General features: G+C 34.2%; 16 protein-coding genes. 9 read left to right on the forward strand and 7 right to left on the reverse strand.

Annotated features, from left to right (window positions below):
- From pyrF to ACSSV5_RS06925, 9 genes are all read left to right on the forward strand, one after another.
- Positions 1 to 813, forward strand: a complete 813-nt coding sequence (gene pyrF / locus ACSSV5_RS06885) for an orotidine-5'-phosphate decarboxylase (protein WP_454245300.1) — start codon at positions 1 to 3, stop codon at positions 811 to 813.
- A 28-nt stretch (positions 814 to 841) separates the two neighbouring features.
- Positions 842 to 1,045 carry a GDCCVxC domain-containing (seleno)protein gene (locus tag ACSSV5_RS06890; protein WP_211066652.1) on the forward strand — a complete coding sequence of 68 codons (204 nt, stop codon included), beginning with the start codon at positions 842 to 844 and terminating at the stop codon, positions 1,043 to 1,045.
- A gap of 86 nt (positions 1,046 to 1,131) precedes the next feature.
- Complete coding sequence (locus ACSSV5_RS06895) at positions 1,132 to 2,190, forward strand: flavin-containing monooxygenase (RefSeq protein ID WP_454245301.1); 1,059 nt, start codon at positions 1,132 to 1,134, stop codon at positions 2,188 to 2,190.
- 232 nt (positions 2,191 to 2,422) lie between these two features.
- The gene (locus ACSSV5_RS06900; protein WP_454245302.1) at positions 2,423 to 3,532 is read left to right on the forward strand and encodes an alkene reductase; all 1,110 of its coding nucleotides are present in this window, start codon (positions 2,423 to 2,425) and stop codon (positions 3,530 to 3,532) included.
- 92 nt (positions 3,533 to 3,624) lie between these two features.
- Positions 3,625 to 5,031 (forward strand): dihydrolipoyl dehydrogenase, encoded by a 1,407-nt coding sequence (lpdA, locus tag ACSSV5_RS06905; RefSeq protein ID WP_454245303.1) that lies wholly within the window; start codon positions 3,625 to 3,627, stop codon positions 5,029 to 5,031.
- A gap of 20 nt (positions 5,032 to 5,051) precedes the next feature.
- A complete protein-coding gene (locus ACSSV5_RS06910; protein ID WP_454245304.1) occupies positions 5,052 to 5,531 on the forward strand; it encodes a peroxiredoxin family protein in 480 nt (159 codons plus the stop codon).
- Between the two features lie 757 nt (positions 5,532 to 6,288).
- Positions 6,289 to 8,673 (forward strand): heavy metal translocating P-type ATPase, encoded by a 2,385-nt coding sequence (locus ACSSV5_RS06915; protein WP_454245305.1) that lies wholly within the window; start codon positions 6,289 to 6,291, stop codon positions 8,671 to 8,673.
- Positions 8,674 to 8,798: 125 nt separating this feature from the next.
- The gene (locus ACSSV5_RS06920) at positions 8,799 to 9,032 is read left to right on the forward strand and encodes a hypothetical protein (RefSeq protein ID WP_211066657.1); all 234 of its coding nucleotides are present in this window, start codon (positions 8,799 to 8,801) and stop codon (positions 9,030 to 9,032) included.
- Positions 9,017 to 9,313, forward strand: a complete 297-nt coding sequence (locus ACSSV5_RS06925) for a type II toxin-antitoxin system RelE/ParE family toxin (protein ID WP_211066658.1) — start codon at positions 9,017 to 9,019, stop codon at positions 9,311 to 9,313. Before ACSSV5_RS06920 ends, ACSSV5_RS06925 begins: the two co-directional genes overlap by 16 nt.
- 213 nt (positions 9,314 to 9,526) lie before the next feature.
- Here ACSSV5_RS06925 and kdsA read toward each other — a convergent pair whose 3' ends face one another.
- The 7 genes from kdsA to ACSSV5_RS06960 all read right to left on the reverse strand — a co-directional run bounded on the left by kdsA (position 9,527) and on the right by ACSSV5_RS06960 (position 18,258).
- Positions 9,527 to 10,330, reverse strand: a complete 804-nt coding sequence (kdsA, locus tag ACSSV5_RS06930) for a 3-deoxy-8-phosphooctulonate synthase (RefSeq protein ID WP_454245306.1) — start codon at positions 10,328 to 10,330, stop codon at positions 9,527 to 9,529.
- Positions 10,331 to 10,400: 70 nt separating this feature from the next.
- Positions 10,401 to 11,315 carry a 1,4-dihydroxy-2-naphthoate octaprenyltransferase gene (menA, locus tag ACSSV5_RS06935; RefSeq protein WP_454245307.1) on the reverse strand — a complete coding sequence of 305 codons (915 nt, stop codon included), beginning with the start codon at positions 11,313 to 11,315 and terminating at the stop codon, positions 10,401 to 10,403.
- A complete protein-coding gene (gene purB / locus ACSSV5_RS06940; protein WP_454245308.1) occupies positions 11,315 to 12,652 on the reverse strand; it encodes an adenylosuccinate lyase in 1,338 nt (445 codons plus the stop codon). The genes menA and purB overlap by 1 nt, the downstream gene beginning before the upstream one ends.
- 10 nt (positions 12,653 to 12,662) lie before the next feature.
- The gene (locus ACSSV5_RS06945) at positions 12,663 to 13,358 is read right to left on the reverse strand and encodes an SIR2 family NAD-dependent protein deacylase (protein ID WP_454245309.1); all 696 of its coding nucleotides are present in this window, start codon (positions 13,356 to 13,358) and stop codon (positions 12,663 to 12,665) included.
- Entirely contained in the window at positions 13,355 to 14,122 is a 768-nt protein-coding gene (locus ACSSV5_RS06950) for a carboxypeptidase-like regulatory domain-containing protein (protein WP_454245310.1), read from the reverse strand. Before ACSSV5_RS06950 ends, ACSSV5_RS06945 begins: the two co-directional genes overlap by 4 nt.
- 68 nt (positions 14,123 to 14,190) lie before the next feature.
- On the reverse strand, positions 14,191 to 15,930 hold the full coding sequence (locus ACSSV5_RS06955; protein ID WP_454245311.1) for a DEAD/DEAH box helicase: 1,740 nt from the start codon (positions 15,928 to 15,930) through the stop codon (positions 14,191 to 14,193).
- A 420-nt stretch (positions 15,931 to 16,350) separates the two neighbouring features.
- A complete protein-coding gene (locus tag ACSSV5_RS06960) occupies positions 16,351 to 18,258 on the reverse strand; it encodes an ABC-F family ATP-binding cassette domain-containing protein (RefSeq protein WP_454245312.1) in 1,908 nt (635 codons plus the stop codon).
- Positions 18,259 to 18,333 lie beyond the last annotated feature (75 nt).

The following is an 18,333-nucleotide window of genomic DNA, read 5'->3' on the forward strand; positions in this document are numbered from 1 at the left end:
ATGGATATTTCAAAACTCATCCAACAAATAAAAATTAAGCAGAGTTTTCTCTGTGTAGGTTTAGATACAGATTTAACCAAAATTCCTGAACATCTCCACCAACAACCCAATCCTATATTTGAGTTTAACCGTCAAATCATAGACGCAACTGCTAAATATGCAGTGGCCTATAAACCTAATATTGCATTTTACGAAGCCTTAGGCCTCAATGGCTGGGAAGCTTTACAACAAACTATTGATTATCTCAACAATCAATATCCTGAAATATTTACCATTGCTGACGCTAAACGTGGCGATATCGGAAATACTTCATCAAAATATGCCCAAGCTTTTTTTGAAGACCTCAACTTTGATGCCATTACCGTTGCTCCTTATATGGGTAAAGATTCTGTTGAACCATTTTTGGCTTATAAAAATAAACACACTATTCTTTTAGCTTTGACTTCGAATGAAGGCACTTTTGATTTTCAAACCCAAACTTTAGACAACAAAGCTCCACTCTATCAAACGGTGATTAAAACGTCTCAAACTTGGAAAAATTCAGAAAACCTGATGTACGTTGTCGGTGCCACAAAAGCTGAATATTTTAAAGAAATCAGACAGATTGTTCCTCATTCATTTTTGTTGGTTCCTGGCGTCGGTGCTCAAGGCGGAAACTTAAAAGAAGTCTGCCAATTCGGTTTGACTAAAGAATGTGGCTTACTGGTCAATTCTTCTCGTGGCATTATTTACGCTTCTCGTGGTAAAGACTTCGCTCAAGCTGCTGAAATCAAAGCGAAAGCTCTCCAAAAAGAAATGGCGGTATATTTATGATTAAAATTAATTTGGAAATTTGTCATTTATGAAAATACAATTAACATCTACCATCACTTGTCCAAAATGTGGACATCAAAAAGAAGAAACTATGCCTGAAAATGCGTGTGAGTTTTTTTATAAATGTGAAAATTGCAACGAAATTTTAAAGCCCAAAGAAAACGACTGTTGTGTGTATTGCAGTTATGGCTCACAACCTTGCCCACCTGTTCAGAAAAATCAATCTTGTTGATAGCTTTTTAGTATTAAAAAACATAAAATTTACTAAAGTTTTCGTAATCAACTTGCAATCATCATCTTTGCAAAAGAAATGATGTTATGGTTTATGATTTTATTATAGTTGGTGCGGCACAAGCGGGTTTATCTATGGCTTATGAGCTGAAGCAGATGAAAGCCAATTACATAGTTTTAGACAAAGAAGAAGAAATTGGAGCGTCTTGGCTCAACCGTTGGGATTCTTTAAAATTGTTTACGCCAACAGAGTTTAACCATTTACAAGGTCTTGAATTTCCAGCACCTAAAGGTCATTATCCTAATAAATATGAAGTTGCAGAGTATTTTAAAACCTATGCCGATACATTTGAAATCCCTATTCAACTCAAGACTTTAATTACTAAAATTTATAAGAAAGAAGGTATATTTGTTTTAGAATCAAAACACAAAACCTACAACACCCATAATGTAATTATTGCAACAGGACCTTTTCACATTCCTTATACACCACCGTTTTACAAAAAAATAAGCACAGACATTAAGCAATGGCACAGCAATTACTACAAAAATCCCAATCAACTACAAGATGGCGATTGCTTAGTGGTTGGTGCTGGCGATTCGGGTTTTCAAATATTAGATGAAATTTCGCAAACAGGTCGAACCACATATTTCTCAGGACAAACGCGAGTCAAAACATTGCCACAAGAATTCCTAGGAAAAACCTTATGGTGGTGGTTTTGCAAAACAGGTTATCTGAGCATCAACAAATACAATTGGTTAGGAAAAATTATCAGCAAATCAAAACAACCTGTTATCGGCGTTGATGTCAAAGGCATTTTGAACCGAAAAAATGTAATTCCTGTCGGAAAAACTATCGATGCTGAAAGCAAAACTATTATTGCAGAAAATCAATCTATAAAAGGTATCAAAAACATTATTTGGGCTACGGGCTATCGTCCTAATTTCAATTGGATTGAAGATATAGAATTAGACAAAGAAGGCTATCCCGTGCATAAACGCGGGGTAAGCAACACTAAAGGATTGTATTTTATTGGTCTGCCATGGCTTCATACAAGAGGCTCAGCAACTTTAGGAGGCATCAAAAAAGATGCGGAATATCTTGCTAATTACATTTCAAAAGTTTCTGAAAAAGTGGCAAGCTAATTTTTTTTTTTTCAAACCTACTCAACCCGAATTATTCAATAGGAAATTTCCTGTTGAATAATGACAAAAAATGCTCAATTATGAGCATTTTCTTCTATCATTGCGATGTGCTGAGCTAAATATTAAAAGAAGCTATCTCATTAAACAAAACTTTATTGTTTTTTAGCTTTGCTTTAACCCATCATATAATTAGTTATACTTAGTTTCGTGTCGATTTTTAAAATATTATACTATGTCAAATAATCAAGCCTTACTGCAACCCATTAAAATTGGAGATTTAAGCTTAAAAAACCGCGTTATTATGGCACCAATGACTAGAAGTCGAGCCGATAACGATGATGAAGCACCAACAGATTTACACGTTAAATACTACACACAACGTGCTGAAGCAGGATTGATTATAACCGAAGGCTCACATGTTTCTGAACGTGCCAGAGGTTATATCAATGTGGCAAATATTTATAAACAAAAACAAATTGAAGGTTGGAAAAAAGTAACCGAAGCTGTTCACAATGAAGGTGGCAAAATCTTTATTCAATTGTGGCACGTTGGTCGAATTTCTCATCCTGATTTTCATAATGGCGAAAAACCCTTAGCACCAAGTGCTATTAATCCGAATGTTCAAGCTTACACGCCTAAGGGTTTTAAAGATACGGTTACGCCAAAAGCAATGACCACTGAGGAGGTTTTAGATACCATTCAAGAGTTTAAGCTTGCGGCAAAAAATGCAGTAGATGCTGGCTTTGACGGTGTTGAAATTCACGCATCTAATGGTTATTTGTTTCATCAATTTTTTAATCAAACATCTAATAAGCGTAAAGATAGGTTTGGTGGTAGTCGAGAAAATAGAACAAGATTTTTGTTTGAAGTCTTGGATGCAGTTAAAGTCTTTTGGCCTGAAAACAGAATTGGAGTAAGACTCAATCCGTCTTTACACGGTACATTTGGCATGGAAGCCGACGAGGAAACCATTCCAACTTTTGAATATATCGTTAAACGCTTAAACGATTATGATTTGGCATATCTACACCTATCAGAACCTTTTAATGACGTCAGCGACAAACCGTTTTTAGTAAAAAATGTCGCCGAGCATTTTAGACCTTTATACAAAGGAAATCTTATGATCAATGGAGGATTTGACCAAAAAAGCGGTAATGAGATAATTGAAAAAGGCTATGCTGATATGGTAGCGTTTGGCAAGTTGTTTATTTCCAATCCAGATTTACCTACCCGTTTTGCAAAAAATGCGGAGTTGGCAGAATGGGATGAAAATACGTTTTATGGTAGTGGTGAAAAAGGTTATACTGATTATCCAAAATTGGAAGAAGAAAAAAATCTCTAATTTAGTAAACATCAGAAATTTAAAATTATTGGGGATAGTTGTAAGATAAATCGTAATTTTATGCCCCAATTTAAAATACTAAAATACACTTTATGGATTCATTTGATGTTGTTGTTATAGGCTCTGGACCAGGCGGATATGTTGCTGCCATTCGTTGTGCTCAACTCGGTTTAAAAACGGCTATTATAGAAAAATATGCCACAAAAGGAGGAACTTGCCTTAATGTGGGTTGCATTCCTTCAAAAGCTCTACTCGATTCTTCTCATCATTACGAAGATGCTCAAAAACATTTTAAAGACCACGGCATAGAATTAAATGGCGACATCAGTCTCAATTTCAAGAAGATGATTGAACGCAAAGACAAAGTCGTTGATCAAACCACAAAAGGCATTGACTTTTTGATGGATAAAAACGATATCAAAGCCTACGAAGGTGTTGGTGCTTTTAAAGACAAAACCCATATTGTCATCACTCACAACGATGACAAAACCACAGAAATAGAAGCCAAAAATACCATAATTGCTACGGGTAGTAAACCTAATTCTTTACCATTTATAGACATTGATAAAGAACGTATCATCACTTCTACTGAAGCCTTATCGCTTAAAGAAATTCCAAAACATTTGATAGTGATTGGCGGTGGCGTGATTGGTTTAGAACTCGGTCAAGTCTATAATCGCCTTGGTGCTGAAGTCACTGTTATAGAATATATGGACAGAATTGCCCCGACTATGGACAAAGCCTTGAGCAAGGAATTGACAAAAGTGATGAAGAAGCAAAAAGTAAAATTTGCTGTATCACATCAAGTGAAATCTGTTGAACGCAAAGGCGATAAAGTTACCGTAAAAGCCGACAACAAAAAAGGTGAAGAAGTATCTTTTGAAGGCGATTATTGTTTGGTTTCTGTCGGTAGAAAACCTTATACTCAAGGTTTAAATGCAGATAAAGCTGGCGTAAAATTAAACGATAAAGGTCAGATAGAAGTCAACGAAAAATTACAGACCACTACAGAAAATATTTACGCTATTGGCGATGTCATCAAAGGTGCAATGTTGGCTCATAAAGCTCAAGAAGAAGGCATTTTTGTGGCTGAAGTTATTGCAGGTCAAAAACCACATATCGATTATAATTTAATTCCAAATGTGATTTACACATGGCCTGAAGTGGCATCTGTTGGAAAAACCGAAGAACAACTCAAAGACGAAAACATAGCATACAAATCAGGGCAATTTCCTATGCGAGCCTTAGGACGTAGTCGAGCCAGTGGCGACATAGACGGTTTGGTCAAAATTCTTTCAGATAAAGAAACTGACGAAGTCTTAGGCATTCACATCATAGGTGCGCGAGCAGCCGATTTAATTGCAGAAGCAGTTACAGCTATGGAATTTAGAGCTAGTGCTGAAGATATAGCCAGAATGAGTCACGCTCATCCAACCTATGCCGAAGCTGTAAAAGAAGCAGCACTTGCGGCTACTGAAGACAGAGCAATTCATGTATAACCAATCAAATAACTTTAAAAATGAAAAAAATAATATTGCTAATCGCATTAACTTCAACATCAGTAATTTTCGCTCAAGATTACCCAAAATCTTTGCCTGATTTTGAAATTTCAAATCAAAACAACGAAACTTTTACACAAGATGATGTGTCGCAAGATTCCTATGCTTACTTCATATATTTTAATCCCACTTGCGGCCATTGTAAAACAGCATTTAAAACTTTAAATCTTCACGTTGAAGATTTAAAAAATACAAAGTTTAAATTATATCCAGTTTCAGCCAAAAATGACAAAGACACGCACGCATTTTTTGAAAATTATGCACCAAAACTTTTAGCATTAAACAATGTGCAAATTTTATTAGATGACAATTATAAATTTGCAGATACTTTTTTCGTCAAAGGTTATCCAACTGCTTTTCTCTATGACAAAAATCAAAAGTTAGTTAAAGTCTATAACGGTGAAAGTAAAATTATGGGATTTTTGGATGAGATAAAATAAGAAACTGCTCATTCATTTTTCATAAAAAATATACCTATCCAAAGTTATGACCATTGAGATGGGTTTGCTATATAAGAATCTACCTAAAAACTCTTAAAACATATAACCTCTTAACCCATCAGCACTAAGCATTGACAGTTTAACTTAACAAAATCAAACATAGCGACCACGGCGTAAATCCTTGCGACCCTTGCGGTAAAAAAAATGCATATGGAGTAACTTATAAGGTAAGAGTTAAACTAAAAAACATCATAACCTCATAATATCATAAACTTATAACCTCTTAACCTATCAGCACTAAGCATTGACAGTTTAACTTAACAAAATCAAACATAGCGAACCTGGCGTAAATCCTTGCGACCCTTGCGGTAAAAAAAATGCATATGGAATAACTTATAAGGTAAGAGTTAAACTAAAAAACATCATAACCTCATAATATCATAAACTTATAACCTCTTAACCCATCAGCACTAAGCATTGACAGTTCAACTTAACAAAATCAAACATAGCGAACCTGGCGTAAATCCTTGCGACCTTTGCGGTAAAAAAATGCATATGGAGTAACTTGTAATGAATGTAAGAATTACACTAAAGAAACACCATTGCCTCATAATATCATAAACTTATAAGCTTTTAACCTATCAGCAAAGTTCAGAGCAAATCCCGAGAGCAAAAAACGATTCGAAAACCTTATAAACTTCCAAAAAAACTGACCAACATCATAAACTAAATATGATGCTATCCTTATGTTTGTAAGGTGAATACTCAAAAAACACATCATTGTTACCACTGTGGCGACCCATGTCAGCCAACAGACATTGAAGCATATGACAAACATTTTTGTTGTCACGGTTGCAAAACGGTATATGAAATTTTTTCTGAAAACGACTTAGGTTGTTACTACGATTTTGAAAACGCCCCAGGAAAAACCCCGACAGAACTCAAAGGCAAATATGATTTTTTAGACCAAAACGACATCGTTGAAAAACTTGTTGATTTTAATGATGGTGATACGCAAATTGTCAACTTATACATTCCACATATCCATTGCAGTTCTTGTATTTGGATTTTAGAAAATTTGAATAAACTCAACAAACACATTTCAACTTCGCAGGTCAATTTTCCTAAAAAAAGTGTTCAAATTCAATTCAACTGCACAAAAACAAGCCTAAAAGAAGTTGTTAACTTATTAACTTCAATAGGTTATGAACCCTATATCAGTTTAGAAGATATGGACAAACCTGACAGCAAAATAGACCGTTCACTGATCTACAAAATTGGTATTGCGGGTTTTGCTTTTGGTAATATTATGTTTTTATCATTTCCCGAATACTTTGAAGTCTCTGAATATTGGCTCGACCAATACAAACCTGTTTTTAGGTGGTTGATGTTTGTGTTTTCACTACCTGTGGTGTTTTACGCTGCTCAAGATTATTTCAAATCGGCCTTTAGTGTGATCAAAACCAAAAGTTTAAATATTGATATTCCAATAGCCTTAGGAATCACCACGCTTTTTATTCGAAGCACAATAGAAATCAGCTTTAACATAGGTTCTGGATTTTTTGATAGTCTAACAGGTTTAGTCTTTTTCCTTTTGCTCGGAAAATTTGTGCAGCAAAAAACCTACAATTATTTATCTTTTGAAAGAGACTACAAATCTTATTTTCCCATTGCGGTAACCAAAATTGATAAACATACTGAAACCAATATTAAGGTTAGCGATATCAAGGCAGGCGACAAACTTTTAATTAGAAATGCAGAATTAATTCCTGTTGACGGTATTTTGATGAATGGCGAAGCGCACATTGATTATAGTTTTGTAACTGGTGAAGAAAAGCCCGTTCATAAAACATCAGGCGATAAAATATTTGCTGGTGGTAAACAAATCGGCAGTTCAATTGAAATGACCGCTGAAAAATCTGTTGAGCAAAGCTATTTAACGCAGCTTTGGTCTAATGAAGCTTTTAAAAACCAAAAAGCAGAAACATATCAAACATTGTTAGACAAAATCAGTAAACATTTTACAATTGGCGTATTAGGCATTGCTTCAATATCAACTTTAGTTTGGTTATTTATCAACCCGAGTTTAGCATTGAATGTCTTTACGGCTGTGCTGATTATTGCCTGTCCTTGTGCTATAGCTTTAACCACGCCATTTACTATGGGAAATTTATTGAGACTGTTTGGTCAAAAAGGTTTTTATTTAAAAGATATCAAAAGCTTAGAACAACTTACTGATATCGACCAAATTATTTTTGATAAAACGGGAACTCTAACCCAAAATGAATACACAGAAATTACCTACCAAGGCGAAAACATTACCGATGAAGATAGGCATTTGCTCAAAAACACTTTGCGAAATTCCAATCACCCTTTAAGTCGGCAATTGTATCATTTTCTTCAAAGTCAAGATATAATGACTGTTGAAGATTACGAAGAGCTTCTCGGACAAGGTATTGAAGCTAAAATCAATAATAAAAATATAAAATTAGGCTCATCATCTTTTGTTCACGCACCACAACAAGACAAAACTTTTGAAACTGCTGTGCATTATAAAAACGATGAACATTATAAAGGTAAGTTTATTTTTAAAACCACCTACAGACAAGGTGTTCAAGACTTATTTCATCAACTAAAAAACGATTATCAACTGGCTGTTTTGTCAGGTGATAATATCGGCGAAAAAAAATTTCTAGAACGTTTTCTTCCTGCTGAAACGCCTTTATACTTCAATCAGAAGCCTGAAGACAAATTAAATTATATCAAAACTCAACAAAACAAACACCAAAAAGTGATGATGATTGGCGATGGTTTGAATGATGCTGGTGCACTAAAACAAAGTGATTTAGGCATTGCACTTTCAGAAAATATCAATGTGTTTTCACCCGCTTGTGATGCCATTTTAGATGCTAAACGCTTATCACTTCTACCCAAATTTATTTATGCTACACATCGTGGAATTAGAATCATCAAGCTGAGCTTTTTGTTTTCTTTTCTCTATAATATTGTGGGCTTATACTTTGCAGTAACTGGTCAATTAGAACCTGTAATAGCAGCTATTTTAATGCCGTTGAGTTCGATTAGTATTGTTGGGTTTACGACTTTGATGACGCATTTTATAGCAAAAAAAATAGAAGTTTAGTTTGTGGCTTAACGGTAAATTTAATGATTCAAAAAAAACATAGAATCATTACGAGTCGAAATAATTTTCTATATTTAATAAAAATGAAAAATAATTTTTTATTAAATTTGATTTAAAAAGCTATTATGAGTGATTCAGAATTAAAATTAAACATAATCAATAGTATTACATCCACTAATGATAGTGATATGCTTAAAGAAATAGAAGGATTAATCAGATTTCAATCCGAACAAAAGCCTTTTCTAATTGATACTGAGGCTAAAAAAAGCATTAAAATATCAAGAGAACAAATTGAGCAAAATGAAGTAGTTTCAAATGCTGACGTTCAATCTGAAATAAAAGAATGGCTAAAAGAATAATTTGGACTGTTAAAGCTAAATCTGAGCTATTTGAAATTTATGAATACTGGAATTACAGAAATGATTCAAGTATGTATAGCATAAAACTGAATAAGTTAATTGATAAAACATTAGATAAACTCTTATACCTTCCTGAAATTGGGAGAACTACTGAAATTGAAAATGTAAGAGTTAAGTTGATTAACAAATACCTGCTTTACTACGAAATTATTAATGATGATTTATATGTACTCTCTATTAGACACGAAAAAAGAAACCCTGAAACACTGAATTTAAAATAAAAAGTTACACGCTTGAGTTTGTGTTCAATTAAAAATTTAGGCTATTATTTTCAGTACTACAACTATTCATTGTTGCAATCCTATGAATCCACAAGATTGCTTTATGACTAACTTTATCAAATAAAAACTGACAGATTTTTCATCAAAGACAGACAACTTGAGACCTGCAATGTTTATAAAACTTAGCGCCTTTGTGCCTTTGCGAGATATTTCTCAAAACCCATTAACACATTGCCTTATCTCCACTAATCGCGTTAATAAGCCTTCTAAATGAGCTAAGTCCAACATATTAGCACCATCACTTTTGGCTTCTGCGGGATTGAAATGCGTTTCAATAAACAATCCATCAACATTATTGACAACTCCTGCACGTGCAATGGTTTCTATCATATCAGGTCTGCCACCTGTAACACCTGAAGATTGGTTGGGCTGTTGAAGTGAATGCGTCACATCAAGCACAACAGGTGCAAATTGTTTCATTGTAGGAATGCCACGCATATCCACTACCAAGTCTTGGTAGCCAAACATCGTGCCTCTGTCGGTTAGCCAAACTTTGTCATTATGGCTATCTTTTACCTTTTGAACGGCGTGTTTCATACTTTCAGGACTCATAAATTGTCCTTTTTTAAGATTGACATACTTGCCAGTTTTTGCAGCAGCAACCACCAAATCGGTTTGCCTGACAAGGAAAGCTGGAATTTGAAGCACATCCACATATTCGGCTGCCATTGTGGCGTCACTTTCTTTGTGTATATCAGTTAAGGTTGGCACATCAAAGGTTTCGGAAACCTTTCGCAGTATTTTTAAAGCTTTCTCATCTCCTATTCCGGTAAAACTATCTATACGACTCCGGTTGGCTTTTTTAAAACTGCCTTTAAATATATATGGAATATTGAGTTTGTCTGTGATGCTAACTACTTTTTCAGCAATTCTTAGAGCCATGTCTTCGCCTTCAATGGCACACGGACCAGCGATTAGAAAAAAATTATTGGAATCGGTATGTTTGAGTTTATTCATTATTTATAATTTTTTACTAAAATATTAAAAACTCCCTGCAAAATGCTAAGTTGTGATGTATTTTAAAACTCTACTTCACAAAAAACTGTATCACAAAAAACAACAAAGCAATTCCAAACGTCGATAAAGACACTTTTTTAAGTTCTTGATCTAAATTTTTCGGGTTATTGTTTTTCAAAACAAAACTCAAATGTTTAATTAAGAAAAAAGCTGTTATAAGACTTAGATAAATCCACTTTGAAAAACCTGCTACAATATAAAATCCGAGTAGTCCTAAAATCCCAAAACTAATCAAAAATGAATGGTAATATTTTGCGTTTAATTCACCTAAAGATACCACTAAAGTGTTTTTATAGGCGTTTTTATCAGAATTGACATCTCTCATATTGTTGAGATTTAAAACGGTTGAGCTGAGCAAACCAATGCCAATACCACCGAGAAAAATTATCCCATCTATAGATTTAGCATACAACACGTAAGACCCACAAACACTTACAAGTCCAAAAAACAAAAACACAAACACATCGCCAAAACCGCGATAACCATAAGCCGATTCACCAACGGTATATTTTATAGCCGCCCAAATGGCAATAAGTCCTAAAATAAGAAAAAGTAAACTCATCAGTGCATTTTCAAATCCAAAAGCGATTAAAATTAAAATTATAGCAGAAAGAAAACTTATAATTGATGTGATAATTAAGCCCTTTTTAAAATCAGTTTTTGTGATTTTTCCACTTTGAAAAGCACGTTGTGGACCGAGACGTTCATTATTATCTGTGCCTTTCACACCATCACCATAGTCGTTGGCAAAGTTGGATAAAATTTGAAATAACAATGTGGTCAAAATAGCGAAAGAAAATATCAGCCAATCAAAACAATTATGATAAACGGCATATCCACTACCGACCAAAATTCCAGAAACTGACAAAGGTAATGTTCGTAATCTGGCTGCATCAATCCAAGCAGAAATTTTTGAACTTTTCATTAAATACCAGTATAATTAAAGGGTGTGATTTGTTTTAATTCATTTTTTACATCATCAGAAACGTCTAAGGTTTCAATAAAATCGGCTATACTTTTAGCATTGATTTCAGTATTGGTTCGTGTTAAAGCTTTTAGGGTTTCATAAGGATTGGGATAGTTTTCTCGTCTCAAAATCGTTTGAATAGCTTCTGCAACCACAGCCCAATTTTGCTCTAAATCTTGATGCATGGCTTTTTCATTTAATAATAATTTGTCTAAACCTTTTAAAGTGGATTTTATGGCGATTAGCGTGTGACCAAAAGGCGTTCCTATATTTCGTAAAACGGTGCTATCCGTTAAATCGCGTTGCAAACGGCTTATGGGCAACTTAGCTGATAAATGTTCAAAAATAGCATTGGCTAAACCGAGATTACCTTCACTGTTTTCAAAATCAATAGGGTTGACTTTGTGTGGCATAGCTGATGAACCAACTTCTCCTTCTTTGATTTTTTGCTTAAAATAACCCATAGAAATATAAGACCAAACGTCTCGATCCAAATCTATGATGATGGTATTGATGCGCTTCAACACATCAAACAAAGCTGCGAGATTGTCGTAATGCTCGATTTGTGTTGTTGGAAATGAATAGGATAATCCTAAATAGTTTTCTGTAAAATTTTTACCAAAAGCTTTCCAGTCTTCTTTAGGAAATGCCAGATGATGCGCATTAAAATTTCCTGTTGCGCCACCAAATTTGGATGAAAAAGGCACTTGTAGCAATTGTTTTTTCTGCTCGAGCAAACGAATGGCAAAAACTTTAATTTCTTTACCTAATCGGGTTGGAGATGCAGGCTGACCGTGTGTTTTGGCCAACATTGGGATAGCTTTCCACGTTTCAGATAAGTCTAATAATTTAGCAATGAGATTATCCAAAAATTGCAGATAAACCGATTCAACAGCTTCTTTAAGCGATAAAGGAATACTGGTATTATTGATGTCTTGTGAAGTCAATCCGAAATGGATAAATTCTTTAGAATTGGCTAAACCGAGTTGTTCAAATTTTTCTTTTAAAAAATACTCCACCGCTTTTACATCGTGATTGGTAACTTTTTCAATAGATTTAATGGATTCGGCGTCCTTTAAATTGAATTTTTTATATATCTGACGCAGTTCATCTTTTTGATTTTTATTTAAACTTGGTAATGCCGATAAGTCTAAATCAGACAGAGCGATAAAGTACTCCACTTCTACCCTAACCCGATAACGAATCAGTGCATATTCACTAAAAAAATCATTGAGCTCTAAAGTTTTGGATTGGTATCGACCATCAATGGGTGAAATGGCATTTAATGCACTCATATTTAACAAATTAAAGTTTAAGTAAAATTGATTTTAATTCTTCCATACCAGCCACAGCTGTTTTTGCAAAAATACGAAGATTTGAGCTTTCATCGATGCTGGGTTTAGGATCAATAAGGTAAACAGGAATGTCAGGGTTAGCGTAATCTATCAAACCAGCAGCAGGATAAACTTGAAGTGATGTGCCAATAACAATCAGAATATCAGCAGTACCAACAATTTCGATGGCTTTTTGCATCATAGGGACAGCTTCGCCAAACCAAACCACGTGTGGTCTAAGTTGATTGCCATGTTCGTCGGTATCTCCCATTTGTAAATCTTCTTTCCATTCTATCAATCGATTATGATTGTTGACAGGTCTGACTTTAAAAAGCTCGCCGTGCAGATGCGTCACTTTTTTGCTTCCTGCTCTTTCGTGCAAATCATCTACGTTTTGAGTGATAATTTCAACATCAAATTCTTTTTCTAAATCAGCTAAAATTTGATGAGCTTTGTTGGGTTCAACCGTTTTGAGTTGACGTCTTCTTTGGTTATAAAAATCTAAAACCAAATGCGGATTCGTTTCAAAAGCTTGTGGTGTAGCAACTTGATTAACATCGTGATCTTCCCATAAACCGTCTGCATCTCTAAAGGTTTTCAAACCGCTATCGGCACTGATACCAGCACCTGATAAGACTACAATTTTTTTTTTCGGTTTTGCACTCATTTAGGATTAATCGCTTTGTAGTTTTCGTAGCAATTGCTTATGGCGTCCAAAAGTTGTAAATCATTAGCATTTTTGATATAGTCTTCTGAATAATTACAACGTTTCAGGACTTTTTCTATATCAGATATTGAAATTTGCAAAACCGCAGAAAGTGTTTCGCGATTATACTTATCTACCAGTAAATCTCTGATGGATTTATCTTCTTTCATCTGCCGCAATTTTTTCATTTGTTGCGGTTTTTTGCCAAAGACATTATAGAGTAAATCTGTAGGATTAAAGATAGCGTCAAGTGTTTTTGAAAATGAGCTCTTCTGATAATTCCCACCTTCGTAACCGTAATCTAAACCTGAGATTTGATATCTAAAATTGTCGTAAACAGGAATATTTTTAGCATCAATTTCTAAATAACCTGTCAATTTGATTTCTTTAACGGTAACTTCTTCTAAGGCAATGGCCACTTCAGTCATTTTGACTTTAACTTCACCATATTTTATCCAATCTTCAGTAACTTTGACTTGCATGGACTTAAAACCAATGTAAGAAAAATAAAGTGTATCGTTGATTGAAGCTTTGATTGTAAATTTACCATTAGGGTCAGAAACTGTGCCTTTTACTGTATTAATATTAATGATATTGGCATTAGACAATGGTCTATCATTGGCTGCATTAAGCACGCGACCTTTTATATCATAGATTTCTTTATCTTGTGCAAGTAGTGATATACTGCACAAAAAGAAAAAGCTAATATAAACTAAATATTTCATCGGTCTAAAATAGTTAAAATCAAATAAAGGTGAAATTTATCCTTTAGACTTTATGCAAAATTAACAGATCAACGTTTTCGGCGACGCTCAATAGATTTATTTCTACTGTCATTTCTACCTTTTCTGTGTGGTTTAGAACCAAAGTCTTTTTTGCGTTTAAAATTTCCTTTTTTGCCACCGCGACCTTTGTCTTTAGTAATTTCTACATTAACAGATCTGCCGTTATGTTGAAAATTTTCAAAGGTTTTAAACACCTTATCCTCTTGTGATTTTGGGGTGTTAAAAAATGAAAACGTATCTTTTACATCAACTTTGCCCACATCATCACGACCTAAATTCAAGTTTTCTTTCAGAAAATCCTTTAGCGACATCCAGTTAAAACCATCTTTTTCACCAAGGTTGATAAAGTAGCGATTTTCATCACCAAAAGATTTACCACCTCTTGAAGAGCGATCGCTTGACCTGTCTTTATGTACTGTGTTTTCTAACTGTTCAACACTCGGTGCGTTTTTATAATAGTTATAAAAGCGTGTAAATTCTACGCTGAAGAATTTTTTAATCAATTCGCTTTTGTCTAAATCTGATAGAGCTTCTTCTAATTTTGGTAAAATCACATCAATATCGTGATTGACTTCTGTATTTTTGATTTTTTCAGCAAGGTAAAACATTTGGCTTTCGCATATTTCTTCTGAAGTTGGTAGCTTTTCAGCTTTAAAGCTTTGACCGATAATGCGTTCAATAGTTTTAATTTTGCGTTGCTCACTTTTGGTGATAATCACAAAAGATTTACCGGTTTTGCCAGCTCTTCCTGTTCTACCGCTACGGTGTGTGTAGATTTCAGTTTCATCAGGCAATTGGTAATTGATCACGTGTGTGATATCATCTACATCAATACCTCTGGCGGCGACATCGGTAGCCACAAGCATTTGGACTTGTTTATTTCTAAAGCTTTTCATCACCAAATCTCTTTGGTTTTGACTTAAATCGCCGTGCAAAGCTGCAGCGTTGTAGCCATCTTCAATCAGTTTTTCTGCCACTTTTTGAGTGTCGCGTTTGGTTCTACAAAACACAACGGCATACACATCAGGATTGGCATCAACCAAGCGTTTCAAAGCATTATAACGGTCTCTTGCACTGACTGTAAAATAGGAATGACTCACACTTTTAGTAGAAACATTGCGTTGTCCAACGGTAATTTCTACAGGTTTGTTCATAAATTTTTTAGCAATGCCTGAAACCTCTTTAGGCATCGTTGCACTAAACAACCACGTGCTTTTCTCTTTTGGACTGTGAGATAAAATTTCTGTGATATCTTCATAAAAGCCCATATTGAGCATTTCGTCGGCTTCGTCTAAAATACAATATTCAATTTTTGAAATGTCTATGATTTTTCTTTTAATCATATCTTTCATTCGTCCTGGTGTAGCCACAATAATTTGAGCACCTCGGTTAATTTGTTTGGCTTGGTCTTGCAAACTCGCTCCGCCATATATGGCAACAATATTGAGTTTGTTGATGTATTTGGCATATTGCTCAAGCTCGTTGGTGATTTGTAAACACAACTCACGCGTTGGCGATAAAATTAAACCTTGGGTTGTTTTTTGATTTGCATCGGTCAATTGAAGTAAAGGAAATCCGAATGCGGCGGTTTTACCTGTACCTGTTTGAGCTAGTGCAACCAAATCGGTTTTTTGCTCTAAAAGAATAGGAATACTTTTGATTTGGACATCACTTGGGGTTTCAAAACCTAAGTCGGTAATGGCTTTTAGAAGATTTTCCTGTAAGCCTAAGGAAGAAAAATTTGTCATAAAAATAAAATGAGTGCAAAGATAGTGGAATAAAATTGTAAATCACTATGATTTAACAACATTCGATTAAACGCACAAAAAAATTTAATTCAACATATAGCAAACTTAGCATATTACCGAATGTTATTTTAAATGTTTTAAGTACAGAATTCATAAAAATCTGCCTACCGCAGGTTGGCATATCGGTTTATAACTTCATCTTTTTATTCACGATATATTCATTCAAATTAGTATTTCACGTAAAAAAATAATCGTTTATGAAAAGATTAAATCTCCTAAAAATAAGATAAAATATATAGCTTCTATTTTGATTTTGTGTTACCACAAGTTGTGCTTTTATATAGGTTTCTTCACCAAATAAAGTTTATAAATAGCCTCATTTTTAGATGAATGATAGATTTATTTTTGAAATAATTGGTATCACAAATCCAATTCATCAATTTGGTGTTGTATTTTTTCCCAGTCGCTCATCAATTGTTCTAAATTGTTCTTTTTGGTGTTGTATTTGTCAAAAAAACCGTCTTCAGCAATGGTTTGTTCGTAATCATAAGCTAACTTTTGGTCAGATTCTTTAATTTCCTTTTCTAATTTTGTGATTTCAGACTCGACTTTGCTCAATCTGTTGCAAAGCGATTTGTATTTCTTTTGACGTTGATAATCATTAGATTTATCGGCTTTTTTTGATTTGGTTTCAGAGCGTTTTTCAATACTTCTAAAGTCTTCTGCTTCTCTTGATTTCAAGTATTCATTAATACTTCCCAGAAATGTTTTGACTTTTGAATCTTTAAATTCTAAAATGGTTTCTGACAAACCTTGAAGAAAATCTCTGTCGTGTGAAATTAAAATTAAAGTGCCATCAAAAGCTTGCAAGGCTTGTTTAAGCACATATTTAGATTGCATATCCAAATGATTGGTTGGCTCATCCATAATCAAAACATTAAATGGATTGAGTAGCATTTTAGCCAAAGCTAATCTGTTTCGCTCGCCACCAGATAACACTTTGACGTATTTGTGCACATCATCGCCACTAAACAAAAAAGAGCCGAGAATATCTCTCACTTTATGACGTGTTTGGGCATTGGCTGCATCAATCATGGTGTCTAAAACGGTTTTGTTTTCGTCGAGATATTCGGTTTGATTTTGGGCAAAATATCCTATTTCAACATTGTGCCCCAATTCAACGTGGCCTTCGTAAGAAATTTCATTCATTATAATTTTGGCTAAGGTAGATTTCCCTTGACCATTTTGACCTACAAAAGCGAGTTTATCACCGCGATTAACGGTAAAACTGATGTCTTTAATAACAAGATTATCTTTATAAGATTTTGATAGATGTTCAGCTTTGATAATGACTTTTCCAGGACGTTTTGATACTGGAAATTTGATATTCATTGTAGCTGTATCTTCTTGCTCAACTTCAATTCTATCAATTTTGTCTAACTTTTTTATCAGCGATTGGGCCATAGACGCTTTGTTGGCTTTGGCACGAAATTTATCGATGAGTTTTTCGGTATGTTCTATTTCTTTTTGTTGATTCTTTTGGGCTGCTATTTGTTGCTGACGTAATTCTTCACGATGGATTTTAAATTCTGAAAAAGGCTTGTTGAAATCGTATATTTTTCCAAGAGAAATTTCAATAGTGCGATTGGTCACGTGGTCTAAAAACATTTTATCGTGAGAAACAATAAGCACACAAGCTGAAGATTGATTGAGAAATTTTTCTAACCAAATAATACTTTCTATATCTAAATGGTTGGTTGGTTCATCGAGCAATAAAATATCATTTTGTTGCAATAAAAGTTTGGCCAGTTCTATTCGCATTCGCCAACCGCCTGAAAATGTATTTGTAAGCTTATTGAGTTCTTCTTCTTTAAAACCTAAACCTTTAAGAATACGTTCAGTCTCACCTTGATAATTATAGCCACCTTGAATTTCGTATTGATGTTGATATGTGTTGAGGTCAACCATAAGTTGATGGTATGCTTCAGACTCGTAATCTTCGCGTTCAGCGAGTTGAATATTGATGTATTCAAGTTTTTTTTCTATGGTTTTAATCTCTTCAAAAGCCTGATAAGCTTCTTCTAAAACGGTTCTGCCTTCTTCAAACTCAATATCTTGTTTAAGAAATCCGATAGAAACTTCTTTATCTTTTGAAATTTGACCTTCGTCATAAGCTTGTTCACCAGCAATAACTTTAAGTAAAGTTGATTTGCCAGCACCATTTTTTCCGATCAAACCGATGCGTTCGTTAGCACCAAGTCTAAAACTGATATTTTTAAATACATATTCGCCGCCAAAAGACAAAGAAAGTTCGGAAGTGTGAAGCATAAGTTATATCAATTTGATTTAATAATATTATCAATAATGTGCTACAGACATAATACCGATGTATATTTTAAGGAT

The organism is Psychroflexus sp. MBR-150 (assembly GCF_053628795.1).